General features: G+C 70.0%; 18 protein-coding genes and 1 pseudogene. 14 read left to right on the top strand and 5 right to left on the bottom strand.

What is annotated here, in order from left to right:
- Window positions 1–140 precede the first annotated feature (140 nt).
- The 3 genes from BCD49_RS31650 to BCD49_RS31640 all read left to right on the top strand — a co-directional run bounded on the left by BCD49_RS31650 (window position 141) and on the right by BCD49_RS31640 (window position 3,325).
- The gene (locus BCD49_RS31650) at window positions 141–1,004 is read left to right on the top strand and encodes an SDR family NAD(P)-dependent oxidoreductase (protein ID WP_083401814.1); all 864 of its coding nucleotides are present in this window, start codon (window positions 141–143) and stop codon (window positions 1,002–1,004) included.
- 82 nt (window positions 1,005–1,086) lie between these two features.
- Window positions 1,087–1,875: an SDR family NAD(P)-dependent oxidoreductase gene (locus BCD49_RS31645; protein ID WP_007510158.1), complete on the top strand. Its 789-nt coding sequence runs from the start codon at window positions 1,087–1,089 to the stop codon at window positions 1,873–1,875.
- 268 nt (window positions 1,876–2,143) lie between these two features.
- Window positions 2,144–3,325, top strand: coding sequence for an amidohydrolase family protein (locus BCD49_RS31640; protein WP_007510160.1), 1,182 nt, complete (start codon window positions 2,144–2,146; stop codon window positions 3,323–3,325).
- 63 nt (window positions 3,326–3,388) lie between these two features.
- Here the strand turns inward: BCD49_RS31640 and BCD49_RS31635 are convergent, their stop codons facing one another.
- The 4 genes from BCD49_RS31635 to BCD49_RS31620 all read right to left on the bottom strand — a co-directional run bounded on the left by BCD49_RS31635 (window position 3,389) and on the right by BCD49_RS31620 (window position 7,663).
- On the bottom strand, window positions 3,389–4,219 hold the full coding sequence (locus BCD49_RS31635; RefSeq protein ID WP_051467055.1) for a FadR/GntR family transcriptional regulator: 831 nt from the start codon (window positions 4,217–4,219) through the stop codon (window positions 3,389–3,391).
- Window positions 4,220–4,321: 102 nt separating this feature from the next.
- The gene (locus BCD49_RS31630; RefSeq protein ID WP_007510165.1) at window positions 4,322–5,461 is read right to left on the bottom strand and encodes a phosphotransferase family protein; all 1,140 of its coding nucleotides are present in this window, start codon (window positions 5,459–5,461) and stop codon (window positions 4,322–4,324) included.
- A 70-nt stretch (window positions 5,462–5,531) separates the two neighbouring features.
- Window positions 5,532–6,662, bottom strand: coding sequence for an alcohol dehydrogenase catalytic domain-containing protein (locus BCD49_RS31625; RefSeq protein ID WP_071042236.1), 1,131 nt, complete (start codon window positions 6,660–6,662; stop codon window positions 5,532–5,534).
- A 113-nt stretch (window positions 6,663–6,775) separates the two neighbouring features.
- Entirely contained in the window at window positions 6,776–7,663 is an 888-nt protein-coding gene (locus BCD49_RS31620; RefSeq protein WP_071042235.1) for a TIGR03619 family F420-dependent LLM class oxidoreductase, read from the bottom strand.
- Window positions 7,664–7,948: 285 nt separating this feature from the next.
- Between BCD49_RS31620 and BCD49_RS31615 the strand changes: the two genes are divergently transcribed.
- The 10 genes from BCD49_RS31615 to BCD49_RS31570 all read left to right on the top strand — a co-directional run bounded on the left by BCD49_RS31615 (window position 7,949) and on the right by BCD49_RS31570 (window position 18,925).
- On the top strand, window positions 7,949–9,097 hold the full coding sequence (locus BCD49_RS31615) for a sugar ABC transporter substrate-binding protein (protein ID WP_083401813.1): 1,149 nt from the start codon (window positions 7,949–7,951) through the stop codon (window positions 9,095–9,097).
- Between the two features lie 118 nt (window positions 9,098–9,215).
- The gene (locus BCD49_RS31610) at window positions 9,216–10,730 is read left to right on the top strand and encodes a sugar ABC transporter ATP-binding protein (protein ID WP_071042233.1); all 1,515 of its coding nucleotides are present in this window, start codon (window positions 9,216–9,218) and stop codon (window positions 10,728–10,730) included.
- Between the two features lie 90 nt (window positions 10,731–10,820).
- Window positions 10,821–11,924, top strand: a complete 1,104-nt coding sequence (locus tag BCD49_RS31605) for an ABC transporter permease (RefSeq protein ID WP_083401812.1) — start codon at window positions 10,821–10,823, stop codon at window positions 11,922–11,924.
- 30 nt (window positions 11,925–11,954) lie between these two features.
- Window positions 11,955–13,454, top strand: coding sequence for an aldehyde dehydrogenase family protein (locus BCD49_RS31600; RefSeq protein WP_007510177.1), 1,500 nt, complete (start codon window positions 11,955–11,957; stop codon window positions 13,452–13,454).
- 62 nt (window positions 13,455–13,516) lie between these two features.
- On the top strand, window positions 13,517–14,014 hold the full coding sequence (locus tag BCD49_RS31595; protein ID WP_007510178.1) for a nuclear transport factor 2 family protein: 498 nt from the start codon (window positions 13,517–13,519) through the stop codon (window positions 14,012–14,014).
- A 99-nt stretch (window positions 14,015–14,113) separates the two neighbouring features.
- Window positions 14,114–15,286 carry an amidohydrolase family protein gene (locus tag BCD49_RS31590; RefSeq protein WP_007510180.1) on the top strand — a complete coding sequence of 391 codons (1,173 nt, stop codon included), beginning with the start codon at window positions 14,114–14,116 and terminating at the stop codon, window positions 15,284–15,286.
- Window positions 15,283–16,491, top strand: a complete 1,209-nt coding sequence (locus BCD49_RS31585) for a thiolase C-terminal domain-containing protein (RefSeq protein WP_007510182.1) — start codon at window positions 15,283–15,285, stop codon at window positions 16,489–16,491. Before BCD49_RS31590 ends, BCD49_RS31585 begins: the two co-directional genes overlap by 4 nt.
- The gene (locus tag BCD49_RS31580; protein WP_007510184.1) at window positions 16,491–17,024 is read left to right on the top strand and encodes a Zn-ribbon domain-containing OB-fold protein; all 534 of its coding nucleotides are present in this window, start codon (window positions 16,491–16,493) and stop codon (window positions 17,022–17,024) included. The genes BCD49_RS31585 and BCD49_RS31580 overlap by 1 nt, the downstream gene beginning before the upstream one ends.
- Window positions 16,976–17,317 carry a type II toxin-antitoxin system RelE/ParE family toxin gene (locus BCD49_RS31575; RefSeq protein WP_083401811.1) on the top strand — a complete coding sequence of 114 codons (342 nt, stop codon included), beginning with the start codon at window positions 16,976–16,978 and terminating at the stop codon, window positions 17,315–17,317. Before BCD49_RS31580 ends, BCD49_RS31575 begins: the two co-directional genes overlap by 49 nt.
- 483 nt (window positions 17,318–17,800) lie before the next feature.
- Complete coding sequence (locus BCD49_RS31570) at window positions 17,801–18,925, top strand: hypothetical protein (RefSeq protein WP_007510189.1); 1,125 nt, start codon at window positions 17,801–17,803, stop codon at window positions 18,923–18,925.
- Window positions 18,926–19,041: 116 nt separating this feature from the next.
- On the opposite strand, the gene BCD49_RS45410 is transcribed toward BCD49_RS31570, so the two are convergent.
- Window positions 19,042–19,218: a DUF6204 family protein gene (locus BCD49_RS45410; protein WP_232794305.1), complete on the bottom strand. Its 177-nt coding sequence runs from the start codon at window positions 19,216–19,218 to the stop codon at window positions 19,042–19,044.
- Here BCD49_RS45410 and BCD49_RS45405 point away from each other — a divergent pair.
- Window positions 19,187–19,399 (top strand): annotated as a pseudogene (locus tag BCD49_RS45405) (hypothetical protein); the annotation flags it as partial. The gene BCD49_RS45410 and the pseudogene BCD49_RS45405 overlap by 32 nt on opposite strands.
- Window positions 19,400–19,426 lie beyond the last annotated feature (27 nt).

Here is a 19,426-nt window from a genome sequence, read left to right as displayed (position 1 = left end):
GGGAGTCGGCGGCGCGCCGCCGCCTCGGGCCCCGGGGAACGGCCGCTGTCTCTGGCCGGGGAGAGTGAGGCATCAATGACGAATCTTCGGCCTCGCGCCATGGCCGTGCCGCCCGGCGCGCCGGCAGGGAGGCCCAGGCCATGAACGATGTCAACGGGGCGCTGCTCGCGGAGCGCGGACGAGCGGCGGAGCCGGCGGATCACCGACTGGACGGTCTCTGGACGGTGGTGACCGGTGGAAGCAAGGGGATCGGCCTCGGCATCGCGGAGGGCTTCGTCGCCGCCGGAGCGAACGTGATGATCGTTGCCCGTAACGCCGACGATCTCGATCGAGCTGGCGACGCGTTGCGCAGGCGGGCTGGCGCCGACCAGGTCGTGGTGACCACCCGTGCGGATACCAGCGACACCGACTCGATCGAGCAGCTGTTCGGTGCCATCCAGGCCACCTTCCCCCGCCTCGACGTCTACGTCGCCAACGCGGGCAGCGGGATCATGCGGCCATTCCTCGAGATCCCGCTCGAGGAGTGGAACCAGACCATCGCGCTGAACCTCACCGGGACCTTCCTCGGCTGCCAGCGGGCGGCGCAGGCGATGCTGGCCGGCGGTGGATCGGCGGACGGCGGCCCGGCGGACGACGGGCCGGCGGACGGCGGCGCGAACCGCGCCATCCTGGTCGTCTCGTCGATCCGCTCGCTCGGCGTCCGTCCCGGGCGTCTCGCGTACTCGGTCACCAAGGCGGGTCTCAACCAGCTCGTCCGGGTCGCCGCCTACGAGCTGGCCARCCGCCAGATCCGGGTCAACGCGCTGCTCCCCGGCATCACCGCGACCCCGTTGGCGCTGGAGGGAAATCCGGAGGTCTTCGCCGAGGCGTCGGCGTCGGTACCGCTCGGCCGGGCGGGCACCGCGCAGGACATGGCGGCGGCGGCGGTGTACCTGTGCAGTCCGGCCGCCCGGTTCGTCACCGGCGTCAGCCTCGTCGTCGACGGCGGCGAGTCCCTGTGGTGAGGCCCGCTGCGCTCCACGCCACACAGACCTGATCATCAGTTCCCGGGCCGACGGTCCTGGGTCCAGAGAAGGAGACGACGAGGTGTTACGGGATCAGGCGGCGGGCGGCGACCGGCCACTCGCGGGCAGGCTGGCCCTGGTGACGGGTGGTAGCCGGGGGCTTGGCAGGGAGATGGTGCTGGCGTTCGCCGAGGCAGGCGCCGACGTGGCGATCGTCAGCAGGAAGGCGCAGGCATGCGAGGCGCTTGCCGACGAGGTGCGCAAGACCACCGACGTCCGCGCCTTCTCGTATCCGACGCACGTGGGCGACTGGGACGGCCTCGGTCGGCTGGTGGACGCCGTCTACGACGAGGCCGGCGGACTCGACATCCTGGTGAACAACGCCGGCATGGCACCGCTCTACCCCAGCCTCGACCAGGTGAGCGAGGAACTCTTCGACAAGGTCATCGGAGTCAACCTGAAGGGGCCGTTCCGGCTCACCGCGCTCGTCGGCGCCCGGATGGCCGCCTCCGGCGGCGGCTCGATCATCAACATCAGCAGCGTCGCGTCGGTCCGGCCCACGCCGACCGACCTCCCGTACGCCGCGGCCAAGGCGGGTCTCAACGTCCTGACCGCCGGCTTCGCCCAGGCGTTCGGGCCGTCGGTCCGGGTGAACACCATCATGGCCGGGCCGTTCCTCACCGACATCAGCAAGGCCTGGGACATGCCCGCGTTCGAGGAGATGGCTGCCCGGTTCCCGCTGGGCCGGGGCGGCCGGCCAGGCGAGATCGTCGGTGCGGCGCTGTATTTCGCCGGACCCGGGTCGAGCTTCACCACCGGCGCGGTGCTCCCCGTGGACGGAGGCCAGGCGGTCGTGCCCTACGCGGGTTGAGGGCCGGGAACCGAGCCCGTCCGAGCGAGCGGTGGGTCACCTGACCCAGGAACCCGCCCGGGCAGCCCGGCGGTGCGTTCGTGGGTGGACCGTAGCGCGGCCGAGAAGGCGTCGCCACCGCCGGTACCGATGACCGGCGGTGGCGACCGCGCGCCTTGCTCGTTTTCCTCATGAGGAATAGCCTAAAACTGTACCTGGGTTGACGCGTTGGCACACAGCCCGTCCCTGGGGCTTTCCGCTGTTTCCCGGACCTCCAGGAGGCTGACCTATGGCCGTGTCGCCTGTCATCGACGACATCAAGGTGATCGACACTGACACGCATGTCATCGAACCCGCCGACCTGTGGACCTCGCGACTTTCCACGAAGAAGTGGGGCAATCTGGTGCCGCACGCCCGCTGGGACGACGAGCTCCAGGAGGAGGCGTGGTACTTCGGTGACGAGCGCCTGTCGGCGACCGCCGGCGGCGCGATGGCCGGATGGCACGAGTACCCGCCAAAGCACCCGCGGCGGCTGGCGGACGTCGACCCGGCGCTCTGGAGCGCACCGGAGCGGTTGAAGCGGATGGACGAGTACGGCATCTGGGCGCAGGTGCTCTACCCGAACGTGGCCGGGTTCGGGATGGGGAAGTTCCTCGGGCTGAAGAACTCGGAGCTGATGCTGCGCTGCATCCAGGCCTACAACGACTGGCAGACGGAATGGGCGAGCGCGGACCCGAGCCGCCTGCTGCCGATGACCGCGTTACCGTTCTGGGACATCGAGGCGACCTGCCGGGAGGTCGAGCGGACGGCCGCGGCCGGCCACCGGGGCATCATCATGGCGCAGCAGCCCGACTTCTTCGGGCTGCCGATGCTCGCCGACCCGCACTGGGATCCACTCTGGGCCACCGCGCAGGACGTCGGCCAGTCGGTCAACTTCCACATCGCCTCGGGTGACCTGTCGCTGATCGAGAAGAACATTCCGAGCAACGGGCTGCACGCGAACTACGCCTCCGTCGGCGTCTCCTTCTTCATGGGCAACGCCAGCACCATCGCGACCCTCATCTGCGCCGGCATCTGCCACCGTTTCCCGCGGCTGAACTTCGTCTCCGTCGAGAGCGGCGTCGGCTGGATCCCCTACGCGCTGGCCGCCCTGGACTGGCAGTGGAAGAACTGCGGCGTGCCGCTCGAGCACCCGGAGTACGACCTGCTGCCGAGCGAGTACTTCCAGCGGCAGATCCACGGCTGCTTCTGGTTCGAGAACGAGACCGCCAAGCAGGCGATCGAGCTCCTCGGCGCCGACAACATCCTGTACGAGACGGACTTCCCGCATCCGACCAGCATGTCGCCCGGCCCCGCGACCGCGGCGGTGCGGCCCGACCACTTCATCGAGGGCGCACTGTCCGACCTGCCGCGGGATGTGTTGCGCAAGATCCTTCACGACAACGCCGCGCGTATCTACCACCTCGACTGAGCGAGTCATCCGACCGGCGGCGGGTCCGCCGGTCGGATCTCCTCCCGGTGGGTCAGCCCTGCGTCAGTGCCACTCGATGAGATCGTTGACCTTCGAGCCCAGCCGCTCGCGGTTGTAGGCGCTGATCTCGCCGATGTGCTCCTCCATCAGCGTGCGTGCGGCCCTGGGGTGCCCGGTCGCGATCTCCTTGGCGAGCTGGCGATGCCCCTCGGCGATGAGGTCGTGCAGCACCCGCGGGTCGTCGGTCGAGGCGACGTGGTGGCTGACGATCAGACCCATGGTCTGCAGGATCAGTTCGAGCACGCGGTTGGAGACCAGCGAGGCGACGACGCCGTGGAAACGGCCCTGTTCCGCTACGAACTCCTCCAGGTCTTCGGACGCCACGTCCTCGGCGCTCGATGGCGCAAGGTACGGAGCCATGGCCGCGACCCGGGCCTCGCGGTCGGGGTTACGGGCGGCGAGTTCGGCGAGCATGCATTCGGCCAGCGACCACGCGTCGAAGAGCTCGTCATAGGTCGCGCCCGCCATGTGGAAATACAGCGTCGACATCCGGCCGAGATTGGCCGGATCGACGGTGCCGACCACCGGGCCGCCACCCGGTCCGCGCCGAATGGTGATCAGCCCCTGCACCTCGAGCAGGCGCAGGCCCTCCCGAAGGGATTCGCGGCTCACCTCGTACTGCCGGAGCATCGCGGCTTCGGATGGCAGACCGTCTCCGGGCCGCAGACCATTCGAAATGATGTCGTGCACGATGTCGCGGGCCACCTTCTCGGACGTCTTGAGGCGGCGCATCAGGGCATCGCCCGAGCCGATCGCGATGCATCCTCGTGACAGCGGCAGATCACGACTGGCCACACGACTACGCGACGCATCGACGTTACGACGATCAGGCATCATGTGAGCCTACCGCCGTTCCCGGCGATCGATCATGCCGTGGCGGTTCGGAGAAGTCGCCGCGGCGTTCGGGCAGTTCGGCGGCACCAGCAGACTCGCCGCTCATGCCAGGTCTTCTCGGGCCATGCGAAGAGCGCGGGCGGCGAGCCCCGGAACGCTCTCGCCGCGGGCGACCATGCGTTCGTCGGTGCTGTCACCCCGGAGATAACGGTGGTAGAGCTGCTGGCACACGACGGCGGTCCGCCAGCTGGCGAAGGTCTGGTACCAGGAGATCCGTGACACGTCGGCACCGGTCCGGGCCGCATATCGTTCGATGATCTCGGCGCGTGTCGGCAGGCCGAGGGCCTCGAGGCCGGGCACGTGCAGCGCGTGGTCGTCCGGGGTGTCGGACGGATCGGGCCAGTACCCCAGCAGCGTGGCGAGGTCGGCCAGCGGATCGCCGAGGGTCGCCATGTCCCAGTCGAACACCGACGCCACCCGGTCTGGCTCCCCCAGCGTGAACTGGCAGTTGTCAATCTTGAAATCGTTGTGCAGGATCGCCGGCACCGGCGAGGGCGGGAGCGTGCGTTCGAGCCGCTCGCCGGTCTCGGTCATCGCCGCGTCGGAGTCGGGGGCGGCCACGAGTTCCCAGCGGTGGCGCCATCCGGTGACCTGGCGGGTGAGATAGCCCTCGGGCCGGCCTAGGTCGCCCAGGCCGCAGCCCGCCGGGTCGACAAGGTGCAGGTCGGCGAGGGCGTCGACGGTGGCKAGGCCGACCCGGCGGGCCGCGTCGGGTAGCCCGCGCATCGATGCGGGCAGCGCCCCCCAGATCACCACCCCCGACCGGTATTCGGAGACCACGAAGTCGCTGCCCACGACGTCGTGGTCGTCGCAGAACAGAAAGGCGCGGGGCGCTCGGTCATACCGCTGCCACAGCCTGGACAGCACGCGGTACTCGCGCCGCATGTCGTGTGCGCCCGGCGCGATCTCGCCGAAGGGCGGCCGGCGCAGCACCAGCCGGACGTCGCCGAACGACAGCAGGTAGGTGAGATTCGCCGAGCCGTTCGGGAACTGTCGAACGGACAGCTCCGCGGGCACGTCGAGCCCCTGTTCGGCCAACCGGGGCACCAGGTAGTCGACCAGCTGGTCCCACGGCAGCTCCTCGCCCGGCCGGACCGGCGCCAGCTCCGGCGGATTGTCCAGCGTGCCGTGCCGCACGGCCACGTTCGCTCCCTCCCCGTCGCGCTTTGGAGCATTCATCATGACATAACCTCTCTACCGCGCCAGGAGAGCACGCTGCCGGCTGGCTCCAACCACCGCTGGGAGCGCCCGGTCAGGAACCGTCGGAGAGTCGGATCACTCCCCGGACCACGGCACCGTCGGCCTGGTCTCGATATCCCTGCGRCAACGCGTCGAGACCGTCGTAGTGGCGGGTGACGACGAGGTCGAGGTCGTAGCGGCCCCGCAGGTAGAGATCGGCGAGAAAGCCGATTCCCCGCCGCCCGTCCCAGGAGCCGGCGAGGCATCCGACGACCTGCTTCTCCAGGCTCTGCAGGTTCCGCAGACTGACGGTGGCCACGTTCTCGTCGGCGGAGTGGACGTTCACCACGACGACCCGCCCGCGCTTGCCGACCAGGGCAAGCGCCGATTCGAGCTGCCGTCCGTCACCGACCGCCGCGGCCATGATGACGTGGTTCGCCATCCGACCCTCCGTCATGTCTCGGACGACGGACAGTGCGTCGGCGAGACTCGGCGCCGCGGCCACCGCGCCGAGTCTCGCCGCGACGGCGCGCTTGAACGGGACGGGATCGACGGCCACTATCGCGCGGGCGCCGGCGAACTGGGCGGCCTGGATGGCATTGGCGCCGATCCCGCCGACGCCGACGACCACGACCAGGTCGCCGGGCCGGACCTCGGCCGTGTTCAGGACCGCTCCCCACCCGGTGGTCCCCGCGCAGGCCATGGTGCACGCGATCTCGAGGGGGATCGCGCGGTCCACCACGACACAGCTCGTCTCGTGGACGACCGTGTGTTCGGCGAAGGTGCCCAGGAAGACGAAGACGCCCAGGTCCCCGCCGCGGGCGTGATGCCTGGCGGTGCCATCCGAGATCTGGAATCCCGTGCCCGTCAGAGCGCCGCGTTCGCAGAGGTGGGGGAGCGCGCCGAGGCAGGCCGCGCACGCGCCGCAGGGCGGGACGGGAACGCTGAGCACGACGTGGTCGCCGGGCCGGACCCCGCGCACTCCCGGCCCGACGGCCTCGACGACGCCGGCTCCCTCGTGCCCGCCCACCATGGGCAGCCGCATGCCGGGGTATCCGCCGGCGAGCAGGTGATGATCGCTGTGGCACAGGCCGGTGGCCACCAGCCGGACCAGGACCTCGCCGGACGCGGGCGGATCGAGGGTGATCTCCTCGGTGCTCCAGGTCGACTGGCCGGGCCACAGCACGGCCGCGCGTGTCCGCATCCGGACGCCGTCCTCTCGTCGGTCTTCTCGTCACTACTTCTCGTGAGTCCCGTGTGGGGTTCCCTGTAGGTCCCCCCGTCGGTCCCTCGTGACGTGTCGCGGACGGCTGCGTTCTAGTCAAGGGTGCTGGTCGGAGGTTCCAGTCCGAGCTGTTCGGCCGCCCGGGACAGGCTGCGCCGTTTCTCCGCGAGGTCTCCTGATGGCCACACCTGGTCGGCCCAGATGACGAGATCGGTTATTCCCTCGGCGTGGTAGCGGCCGATCGTCTCGGCGTCCCATTTCTCGGTACGGAAGTAGCAGCGCAGCGGGTCGCGGCCCTGCTCGGCGCACAGCTGCGCGATGCGGTCACGCAGGCGTACCGCGTCCTCGAAGGACGGGGTGCCCGAGCTGAACCACGCGTCCCCGAGCCGGACGGCCCGCCGCAGCGCCTTCTCCGAGTTGCCGCCGAGCACCAGTGGGACGTCCACCGGCTCTGGGCTGACCTRGACCCGGCCGAAGGGGAAGCGGGGGCCGGGGCTGTCGAACGGCCCGCCCGCGAAGGCCGACCGGAGGACTCCCAGCGCCTCCTCGAGGGCGGCCGTGCGGCCCTGGAACGGGACCCCGAGCGCGTCGAACTCCTCCCGCAGCCAGCCCGACCCGACCCCCAGCATCAACCTGCCCCCGGAGATCTCGTGCACCGTGTGCACCGCGCGGGCGGTGACGAGTGGATGCCGTAGCGGAAGGAGGTAGATGCCCGTCGCCAGCTTCAGGCTCGTCGTGACCGCCGCGGCCGCGGCCAGGGCCGGCAGCGGGGCCACCAGCTCCGTGGCCGTGTCGATGATCGGTCCGGCGATGTGCTGAGGGGTGGTCTCGTCGTTGGTCGGGTGCTCGCTCGAGTACCCCCAGGGCAGCACGACGTGCTCGCCCAGCCAGATCGCGTCGAAGCCGAGCTCGTCGGCGGCAACGGCCAGGTCCAGCAGGTCCCGGGGGTGCAGGCCGTACACCGTCAGGCCGATGCTCACCGGATTGCTACCGTGTCGAAGCTCACGCCGGCACCTTAAACGTCATGAGGAATCGTCGCAAGAGCTTGCTTGGACCCCTTGCCATGATTCCTCATGATGTTTATGGTGTCCGTGACCTGGGTCACGGCCGGAGCCGCCGGGACGGGACGCGCAGCCCCCGTCGGTGGACGGGCCCCCCTTGCCGCGGCTGCGGGGGCCCAAACGATAACGGTGAGCAACGACGATGACCCGGTGACCACACTTCCAACGACGTTCCGGTAACAGTGCAACACTGGGGGTTACAGCATGCGCACTTCCGCTCGACGCGCGACCGCGTTGGTCGCCGGATTACTCGTCGCCGTGCTGGCGGCGTGTGGGAGCTCTGACTCGTCCGACGGGGGCGGCGCCAGTGCATCGGGCGCGGCCTCCGCCAACGTGGCGGCGGCGCAGGCCGTCGCGGACAAGTACTCGTCCGTGCCGACCAGCATCGTGCAGGACGAGCCGCTGGGTGYGGTGCCGCCGAAGAAGAAGGTGGCCTTCATCCAGTGCGCGGACCCGAACTGCGCGACTCTCGCCGGGTTCATGAAGGACGCCACCGGCGCGCTGGGCTGGGATCTGGTGACGTTCAGCGCGAGTGGCGGCGACTTCGGCGCGGYCATCCAGCAGGCGATCGACGCCAAGGTTGACTACATCAGCATCACCGGAATCCCGATCGCCCTCTACAAGCCGCAGATGGACGAGGCGAAGTCCGCGGGGATCCCACTCTTCCAGTGCTACAACACCGACGTGCCGCAAGGCCCGGAGAACAACCTCTACTCGGACTGCTACGACGCGACCGCGTCCAACGTCTATGGCCAGGCGATGGCGGACTGGATGACGGTGGACTCTGGCGGGTCGGCGAAGATCCTGGCGGTGACAATCCCCTCCTACCCGATCTTGACCGCCCAGGTGGACGCGGTCAAGGCGGAGCTGGGCAAGAACTGCGCAGGCTGCAAGCTGGACAAGCTGGAAGTCACGGTCAACGACCTCGCCGGCGGCGCCGTCCCGCAGAACGTCACCTCCTACCTGCAGGCGCACCCCGACATCAACTACGTCTACTTCACCTACAACGGACTTGAGGGCGGGGTGCCCGCCGCGCTGAAGGCGGCCGGATTGACCGACAGGGTGAAGCTGGTCGGTACGCAGGGGAACCAGCCGCAGTTCGCCGAGGTGGCGAAAGGTACCTCGGCGGCGTGGAGCGCGCTTCCGGAGGAGTTCGCCATGTGGACCATGACGGACCAGATGGCCCGGCTCTCGGTCAACAAGTGGTCGCTCAAGGACGAGCGCGCGGCCGCCGTGCCGCCGTTCTACCTCGTGGACTCACCGGAGCTGGCGAAGGATCTCGTGGGCCTAGAGCACGGCTGGCCTGGGCCGGAAGGTTTCAAGGACACACTCAAGAAGCTGTGGGGCGTCTGACCGGAGTCCTTTCCGCCGGCGGCGCGGGGTCGAAGCACTTTTGCGCCGCCGGCGGATCCCACCGGCTCCCCGATGGGCCGGTTTCCGGTGCCGTCGTGGCCGTGTCGTAGGAGAACGGATGAATGAGCCAGCCCTAGAGATCCGCAACCTGTCCAAGACGTTTTCCGGTCAGGTGGTACTGGACCGGGTGGACCTCGTCCTCGGCGAGGCGGAGGTGCACGCCCTCGTCGGGCAGAACGGCTCCGGCAAGTCAACCCTGATCAAGGTTCTGGCGGGCTACCACCAGCCGGATCCGGGAGCCTCGGCGTCGGTGGCCGGCCGGCCGTTGCAGCTCGGGTCGGCATCGGCGGCGCACGACGGGGGGATCCGCTTCGTCCACCAGGACCTCGGCCTGGTACTGGAGCTCAGCATCGTCGAGAACCTGATGCTGACGAGGCCCTATCCAAGGGCCTTCCCGGGACGTATTCGCTGGCGGGAGGCCCGGCTGCTGGCCGGGCAGATGCTGGCGCGGGTGGGCCTGGAGACCGACGTGCGCCGGCCGGTCGGAGAGCTGGGACTGGCGGACCGCACCGGAGTCGCGATCGCCCGGGCGCTGCCCGACCCCGCCCTGGGCAGAGCGGTGCTGGTGCTCGACGAGCCCACCGCGTCCMTGCCCGCGGACGAGGTGGAGCGCCTCCTGGCCACGATCAGGCGGCTGCGGGCGGCCGGCAACAGCATCCTGCTCGTGTCCCATCACCTCGACGAGGTCCTGGACGTCGCCGACCAGATCACGGTGCTGCGAGACGGGCGCAGGGTTACCTCGACCGCCGGGGCGGGCGTTGACCACGACGGCCTGACGAGGCTGATCGTCGGCCACGACCTGACGATATCGACCGGGCGTGACGAGACGGTGGCCTCGACCGAGCCGGGTGTTCTCCACCTCGACGGGGTCGCCGGAGGAACGGTCCGGTCGGTGTCGGTCACGGTCCGGCGGGGTGAGATCGTCGGGATCGCCGGCCTCACGGGATCCGGGCGTGAGGCACTCGGGGCGATGGTGAGCGGCCGGCTGCCCCGTACCGGGGGCGTGCTCGTCGACGGGGCCGCCGTCGCGCCGGCGGCCCCGGCGGCCGCGTTGGCCGCGGGCCTGGCGTTCGTGCCGGGCGAGCGGGCACGGTACGGCACGTTCCCGTCGATGACGGTCCGCCACAACCTGACCGTGGGATCCCTGCGGCGCCATGTGCGCCGCGGCCGGATCGACGCTCGATCCGAGCGTCGCGAGGTACAGGGGTGGATCGAGGAGCTCGGCATCGTGACCCGCGGTGCCGACGTCCCGATCACCAGTCTGTCGGGTGGGAACCAGCAGAAGGTGCTCGTCGCCCGGGCGCTGCGACTGGAACCGAAGGCGCTCGTCCTGGACGACCCGACCGCGGGCATCGACATCAAGGCGCGGGACGCCGTGCACCAGATCATCGAGCGCAGCACGGAGTCCGGCCTGGCGGTCCTCCTGGTCTCGACGGACAGCGCCGAACTTGCCCGCCTCTGTGACCGGGTGCTCGTCATGAGCCACGGGCGGGTGGCTCGGGAGATCCGCCGCGGCCGCGACCTCAGTCCGGAAGCCATCGACCTTGCCCAGGTAGCGGCGACCGCGGCATGACGCGTCCGGACCTCGTCGCCGCCCAGCACCACCTCCGCCGTTCAGATCCCCGTCGTTCAGATCCTGCCATCCAGTCTCCGAGGTAGGCCCATGTCAACCCAGGCCAGCGTCCGCCCCAAAGCTGACGGCGGACACAGCGACGACAGCGCCGGGCACGCCGGCGCGCAATCAGTACCGCGGTTCCGCCAACCGATCAGCGCGGTGCTGGGGCGTTACAGCGCGCTGTTTCTGCTGGCCTTCTTCGTCATCGTCTTCGGGGCGCTGAAACCCGATCTCTTCCTGACCGCCAGCACCTTCCGCATCACCTTCAGCGAGGGGGTGGTCACCGCGGTCGTTGCCCTGGCGTTCCTCATCCCCCTCGCCGCCGGGACGTACGACCTGTCGGTCGGGGCGATGATGGGTACGTCTCTCGTCATGATGAACTGGTTCGGCGCGAACACCGACATCCCCATCGGCCTCGTCGCGGTGGGCACGGTGGTCCTCTGCTGCCTGATCGGCCTCGTCAGCGGTCTCATCATCGTGAAGTTCCGCGTCAACTCGCTGATCGCCACTCTCGGCGTCAGCCAGGTCCTCAGTGCCGTCACGCTGAAGGTCTCGAACAACCGGCAGATCACTGGTGCCTTCTCCGACAGGTTCGGACAGCTCGGGGRAAAGATTGTCCTCGGTGTGCCGATCGTCGTGTTGTACCTGCTCGTGCTGGCCGCGGTCATCTGGTTCGTGCTCGAACACACACCGGTGGGGCGCTACCTGTTCGCGGTCGGGAGCAACCCCGAAGCGGCCCGCCTGGCCGGTCTGCCGACCACCAGGCTCACCTACGGGTCGCTGGCGGCGTCCGGCGGAATAGCCGCGATCGCCGGCATCATCTACGCGATGCGGGTCGGCGCCTACAGCGAGCAGGCAGGCCCGGGACTGCTGTTCCCGGCGCTGGCCGCCGTGTTCTTCGGCGCCTCGCAGTTCTCCGGCCGTCCCAACGTCTGGGGCACCCTCGTCGCCTATTTCGCCCTCGCCTTCGGCGTCAAGGGCCTGCAGCTGTCCTTCGGACCGGGGACATTCTGGATCCAGCCGCTCTTCCAGGGCGCGGCGCTGCTCGTCGCCGTCGGTCTCGCCAGCCGCCAGATATCCCAGACCAGGCGCAGCCGCCGCACCCAGGCGGCGGCCGCGGCCGCGGATGCCACGAGGCAGCCGGCATCCTGACAATCCATCCATCGAACTGAGGTGATTCGGATGAGCAGCACACTGGCCGACCCCGCCACCTACCCGATCTCGGAGACGACGGCTCGACTCCTTCGCCGTCCGCTGTTCGGCCACGTCGTCGACGGTGCGGTCGTGCCGTCCCTGGACGGGGCGACCATGCCCGTGATCGATCCCGCCACCGGAAGCCAGATCGCCGTCGCGGCGGCCGGGTCGGCGGCCGATGTGGACCGGGCGGTCGCCTCCGCGCGGGCCGCCTTCGACGACGGCCGGTGGCGCAACCTGGCGCCACTGGAGAAGGAGCGCCGGCTGCGTCGGCTCGGGGCCCTCGTGGCCGAACGTGGGTCCGAGTTCGCCGAGATCGACGTGCTCGACGCCGGCCTGCTGCGGATGTACACCGGCTTCATCGTGCAGTTCGCGGTTGACGGCATCGACTACTACGCCGGCTGGCCGTCCAAGCTGCAGGGCGCGATTCCGCCGGTCCCGTCCGAGTTCGCCGTCTACCAGCACCGCGAGCCGATCGGCGTGGTGGGACTCATCACGCCGTGGAACGGGCCGACGGCCGTCTTCGCGATGGTCGCCGCCGCCGTCAGCGCGGGAAACTCCGTGGTGTTGAAGCCGGCGGAACAGACCCCGATGGCGGCGGTCCTGATGGCGGAGCTGGCGCTCGAGGCGGGCATTCCGCCCGGCGTCTTCAACGTCGTCCAGGGGGTCGGCGAGGTCGTCGGCGCCGCCCTGGTCGAGGCCCGCGGTGTCGACACGATCTCCTTCACCGGCTCGGTGGCCACCGGAAGCGCGATCCAGGCCGCCGCGGCGAAGCGGGTGAAGCGGGTATGCCTCGAGCTCGGTGGCAAGAGCCCGTTCATCATCTTCCCCGACGCCGATCTCGATGCCGCCGCCGCGACGGCGATGGCCGGGGTGTGGGGGGCCTCGGGGCAGGTCTGCACCGCCGGTTCTCGGGTGCTGGTGCACGAGAGCGTGCACGACGAGGTCGTCAAGCGGATCCTCGACGGCTCACGGGCGCTGCGGCTGGGCTCGGGCTTCGACCCGGCCACCGAGGTGGGACCGCTGGTTTCCGCGGAGCAGCTGGAACGGGTCCAGCGGTACGTCGCTGTCGGCCGCGACGAGGGTGCCGACCTGGCTCTCGGGGGGCAGCGGTACGGCGAGGTGGGTTTCTTCCACGAGCCGACGGTGTTCACGGGCGTGCGCAACGACATGCGGATCGCCCAGGAGGAGATCTTCGGGCCGGTGATGTGCGTCCTGCCGTTCGGCTCGGAGGAGGAGGCCTACGCCATCGCGAACGACACGGAATACGGCCTGGCCGCCGGCGTGTGGACCAACGACCTCGGCCTCGCGCACCGTGCCAGCCGCGCATTGCGGGTGGGAACGGTCTGGGTGAACACCTACCAGATGGTCCACCCGACCGTGCCCTACGGCGGGGTGAAGCAGTCCGGCCACGGCCGGACCCTCGGCGCCGCGTCCCTCGACGACTTCACCCAGGTCAAGAGCGTGTGGATGAAGGTAGACGGCTGACCTTTCGCTGCTTCGGCACGCCCGGCGGGCAGCCGGCGCGGGACGGAAACGGAGAGACACTGATGGCTGACAACGCGATCCAGGCACTCATCGACCGCACCGAGATCACCGACACGATCTACCGGTACGCGTCGTGCATCGACCGCCGGGACAACGACGGGATACGCGCCGTGCTCGCCGACGACCTGTGGGCGCAGTACGGCAACGCCGACCCGATCGTCGGCGGTGACAACGTCGTGAAGTGGATCGACGAGTTCACGCGGGACGCCTTGTACCAGCACCACCTGCTGAGCGTGTACCACGTCGACGTCGACGGCGACGTGGCCGACGCGCTCGTCTATCACACCTCCCACCAGGAGTTCGGCGGCAATCCGGGCACGATGCACATCCTCGTCGGCCGGTATCACTTACAGCTCCGGCGTGGCTCCGACGGCTGGCGGATCAGCAGGCTCGTGTTCGAGATCGGGTGGGGAGACCGCAGGACCGACTCCACCGGCTACCTGGCGGAGGTCGGGGGCCGCGGTCCCGCGACCCTCCCGTCGACTCCGCCGGCACTCTGACAAATTCCTCATGATTCATGAGCTTCGTTGTGGATCGCGGCCAGCCGGCTCGTCCCGGGGGAGGGGCCGGCCGGCCGAGCCGACGCGAGAGGTGCTCCGATGCCTTCTGTCATCCGCGGTATCGCGGTCATCGATGCCGACACGCACGTCGTGGAACCGCCCGACCTGTGGACCTCCCGGGTGTCGAGTGCATCGGCCCAGGACGTGCCGCATGTGCGCTGGGACGACCGGGCCGGCGACGAGGCCTGGTTCATCGGCGACCAGCGACTCGCCGCGGTGGGCAATCCGGCCATGGCCGGGTGGGGGGAGTACCCGCCGGACCACCCGCGGCGGTGGGCGGACATCGACCCGGTGACCTGGGACGCACGACTACGCCTCGAGCGGATGGACTCCTACGGCATCCATGCCCAGGTGCTCTACCCGAACGTCGCGCTGTTCGACGCCAGCAAGATCCTCGGGATGCGCGACGCCGGGCTCCAGCTTGAGTGCGTGCGCGCGTACAACGACTTCCAGGTCGAGTGGGGGAGCGTGGCCCCCGACCGGTACCTTCCCGTGGCCTCGCTGCCGTTCTGGGACCTCTCGGCGACGATCGCGGAGATGGAGCGCTGCCGGGCCATGGGGCACCGGGGCGTCATCTTCAGCCAGGACCCCGGCTACTTCGGTCTCCCGGTCCTCACGGACCGGCACTGGGACCCCATGTGGGCCGCGGCCGAGGAGATGGGCCTCCCGGTCAACTTCCACATCGCGTCCGGAGACCTCTCACCCATGGCGGGCGGGCACCCGGACAACGGCCCGCACGCGAACTACGCCAGCGTCGGCGTCTCGTTCTTCATGAGCAACGCCCGGACGATCGCCCAGCTCGTGTGCGGGGGGATCTGCCATCGGTTCCCGAATCTCGACTTCGTGTCGGTGGAGAGCGGGGTCGGCTGGATCCCCTATGCGCTCGACGCGCTGGACTGGCAGTGGAAGAACTGCGGAGTCGCCAAGGAACACCCGGAATACGAGCTGCTGCCCAGCGAGTACTTCCGCCGGCAGATCTACGGCTGCTTCTGGTTCGAGGCCGAGAACGCGCGCTACGCCATCGAGCGGCTCGGCCCCGACAACATCCTCTACGAGACCGACTTCCCGCATCCGACGAGCATGTCGCCCGGGCCGGCCAGCACGGCGGTCGCTCCGAACGAGTTCCTGGACAATTCCTTCGGAGACCTGCCCGAGGCGACGCTGCGCAAGATCCTGCACGACAACGCCGCTCGCCTCTACCGCGTCCGATGACGGCGACGAACGAGGAGTTCCAGCACCGCGACCGCTGCGCGATCGTCGGGATCGGCGCCACGGACTACTCGCGTGACGCCGGTCGCAGCGACCTGACCCTCGCGACCCAGGCCGCGCTGGCCGCCATCGAGGATGCCGGCCTGACGCCGGGCGACATCGACGGCATCGTCCGCTGCGACATGGACACCGTCCTGCACAACGACCTGGCCGACTCGCTCGGGATCGACGAACTCACCTACTGGGCGGAGGTGGGGCCTGGGGGAGTGGCGCCGTGCGCCATGGTCGGGCAGGCGGTGGGCGCCATCCTCTCGGGCCAGGCGACGACGGTCCTCGTGTTCCGGGAACTCAGGGGCCGATCGGGGCGCCGGTTCGGGCTGTCCGCGGCGGCCGAGGCGAAGGCGGGCGGGGCGAAGGTAGGTGGATGGGGCAGCTACGACGAGTTCTTCGCTCCCTACGGGCTGCTCACTCCCGGGCAGATCTTCGCCGTCATGGCCCAGCGTCACATGATCGAGTACGGCACGAAGAAGGAGGAGATCGGCCACATCGCGCTCACCTGCCGGGCCAGGGCGAACGCGAACCCCGCGGCGCAGATGCACGCTCGCACCCTCACCATGGACCAGTACCTGTCGGCCCGCCCGATCGCCCGGCCACTCGGGCTGTTCGACTTCTGCCTCGAGACCGACGGGGCCTGCGCCGTGGTGGTGACCAGCGCCGCCCGCGCCCGTGACTGTCGAAAGCCTCCGGTCCTGATTCGGGCGGTCGCCCAGGGCAGCGTGCCCGACCCGCAGCCCGGAATCCAGTTCCCGGTCCTGATGCGGAAGTCGATCACCGAGCTGCCGGCTAGTTCGGTCGCTCGCACGTTGTACCGACGGGCGGGCCTCGGCCCGCAGGACGTGGACGTCGCCCAGATCTACGACTGCTTCACGATCACCGTCCTGCTCCAGCTCGAGGACTGGGGCTTCTGCAAGAAGGGCGAAGGCGGGCCGTTCGTGGCCGGCGGCGAGATCGATCTCGGGGGCGGCATTCCGATCAACACCGGCGGCGGCCACCTGTCCGAGGGCTACATCCACGGCATGAACCACATCCTCGAGGGGGTCCGCCAGATCCGTGGAGAGTCCACCTCCCAGGTCCCGGGCGCCGAGGTGTGCCTGGTCACCTCGACCCCGCTGCCGCCGGGCAGCGCGCTGATGCTGCGAGCGGCGTGATGGACCGGATCCGACGCACCCACCTCGTCCCGGTCGACGACGATCCCGACACCGGGGGCTTCTTCGAAGCGGCCCGGCGCGAGGAACTGGTCATCCGGGTGTGCGCGGGCTGCGGTGCCGTTCTCCACCTGCCGCGGGCCTACTGCCACACCTGTGGAAGCTGGGACGGCCGTTGGCGGCCGGTGGCGGGTTTCGGAACCCTGTACTCGTGGACGGTCGTCGAGCACCAGGTCCACCCGTTGTACCCGGTGCCCTACACGGTGGTCCTCGTCGAGCTCGAGGACGTCCCGTCCGTCCGGTTCGTCGGCCACCTTCCCGGTGCCCCCGACCTTGTTCCGGGCCAGCGCATGCGGGTCTGGTTCGACGACACCACGGGCGCGGTCGTGCCGCAGTGGCGACCGGTCGGTGACATCACCCAGCCGGGTGAGGAGGCGGACGGGGTCGGTGCCGTCCCGCCTGGGGAACTCTCGAGCTGGAGCCGGAGGTGCGGGAATGGCTGGAGCGGTTGCCGACCGGCCAGTTTGCGGCCGTAGCGTTCTACGTGGACGTGCTTGCCAGCCGTGGCCCGCTGCTGGGTGAGCCGTACAGCCGGCAGCTGGACGGCAAGCTGCGTGAGCCGCGGTTCTACCTGGACGGCCGGGCGGTGCGGGTGACGTACTGGCTGGCCCCGGGGCAACAGGCCGTGCTGCTGACGGTGTTGACCAAGACCCAGATGCGCGAACGCGGCCAGGTCGACCGCGCGAAGCGGACGCTGGCCCGCTGCCTGGCGGAGCGGCACACCGCTGACGAGGACGACCGGCGTGAGGGAGGCGAGGGCCGCGRCTGAGCGCGGAGACTGGGCGCGGCTGCGCGGTCGGCGGATGGCCGAGYGGGCCGTCGGGCCGGTGTCCGAGCCGGCTGAGGAGGGCTCTCGTCGTCGAAGCCGAGCACCTCGGAACCCTCGCCGAGCAACGCGGCAGCGTGGGGCACGCCCGGGATCAGCGGCCGAACTAGCTGTTTGCTCGCTCTGGGCGTCACGCTCGACCTGCCCACGATCGGCGTTGCGAAGACGACGTTCCGCGCCCGCGCGCGGCCGAGGCGGTCAGCTGCCCGGGTGGTCTCGGGCAGGCGGTAGCACGGGCAGAGTCCAGCACGCGGCTCGCCGCGGCCACCGGCGCGCACGACGCCGTCGGGACACCCGGCCCATCAGCGACGCGAGGCCCCTGAGCATGTGACCGCAGCCCTCTATTCACCTGATAAGGTGCGAATCTCCTTTCCTGGACGGAGTAGTCAGCGGTCGGTCATTTGTCGGCTGCGGGATGAGAGATGCGTGCGGCTGGCGTTGAGGGCGCTCGCGGTGGCAGCGATCAGCTGCCTCGTCGCCTGCGGAAGCAGTAGTGGTGCCGGCGGCGGAACGGACGGTGGCAACATTCGCGCCGTGGACGGACCGGTCGACACAGGCAGCCTGGGCGAGATCTGCGATGGAAGAACCGCCCTGACCTCCGCGCCTCCCTACTCCGGGCCGGCGCCGCATCCGGTGACAGTGTTCAGCCAGCAGCAGGGAAACGATCCCACCGGGCCGACGTTCCCCATCCGGGTGCTGAGCAACGTAGGCCAGGCCGAGCAGGAGCCGTTCCAGTCGCCGACGGCGCGGACCCAGCTTGTCGCGTGCGCCGAGCGGGCCGACCGCACGCCGACGGAGGTCGCCTGCCGGTTCGACATCGGCAGCCAGGACCGGGTGCCGTTCTTCCGCACCTCCTACCGGATCACGGTGCGCGAGGCGCATTCGGGAAAGGTCGTCGCCACCATCCCGGTGGACCCGGCCGCGGCTGGATGTCCGACCTCGGTGAAGGTCGCGTGGTCCGGCGCGGAGGTGTTCAGCGCACCAACCGACCGTCAGCTCGTGTCCGCGCTGGCGGCGTTCACCTCCTGGGACGGGACGGGGACTTCGCCACCAGCCGGGGAGCCGGCCGACATCCCGGCCCCGGCTGCTGCTCCCGTCGTCGCGGGCTCAGTGCGCATGACGACCGCGGCGGCGGTGGACCCGACGAGCCCGGTGATTCGTGATCATCTCGCGTTCTGGGCCACCTTTGCCGCGATCCAGGAAGGCAACCGCGCCGAGTTCAGCGCTCTGCGGGATCGGGTTGACCCGGAGTTTCTCGGCACACTGACTACCATTCTCGACCAGTCCCGGAGCGACCCGGGCCGGTCCACCCGTGGCCCGCTGCATCTGATGGTGACCGGGGTGTCACAGGAGAACGGCGCCGTGGCGGTGGACAGCTGCGTGGACGAGACCGAGCGGGAGACGATACGGCAGTCCGAGCCCACCGGGGAGATCGGCATCCGGCACCGGCTGCGGGTCACCATGCGCCAGGCCGCCGGCGGCTACCTGGCCACGGGTTTCGCGGATGCGCCACCGGCCGCATGCCCTCCACCGACCGGGAAGGTCGGCTAGGGCGGGAGCGGCGCACTGTCGCGTCGGGGCGAGGTCCCGCAGCGCCGGCGCCAGCTCCCGCCATTCGCGTTCCGGCAGCGCGGTGGGGTCCACCCGGTGATCGACTTCAGGGCAGGTCAGGCGCGCGGGTTGCGGCGCTGCTCACGGCGCGCCCGGGCGCCGGGCGGGGTCCGCGGAACCTCGTCGACCCGGCTCGTCAGATGCTTGTAGCCGTGACCATGCTCGTCCAGCCAGGCCCGCGCGCGGCCTTCGGCCTGGCCGATCGCCGCCTCCGCGTCGGAGTCGGCGGTGATCTGGAACCGGAAGCTGAAGAACGGCCGCGCCCTGGTCCTGCGGCTGGCCCGGGAGAACAGCGGCTGGGGCTACCGGCGGATCCACGGCGAACTCCTGGTCCTCGGCATCAAGGTTGCTCCGTCCACGGTCTGGGAGATCCTGCGCGACGTGGGCATCGACCCCGCGCCCGAGCGGACCGCCAACCTGGAGCTGCTGGCCGGGCTGGAC

The sequence above is a fragment of the Pseudofrankia sp. EUN1h genome (genome assembly GCF_001854645.1).
Lineage (GTDB): Bacteria > Actinomycetota > Actinomycetes > Frankiales > Frankiaceae > Pseudofrankia > Pseudofrankia saprophytica.
The sequence above is the reverse complement of the archived record's forward strand: the minus strand, read 5'-3'. Positions and strand labels throughout refer to the sequence as shown.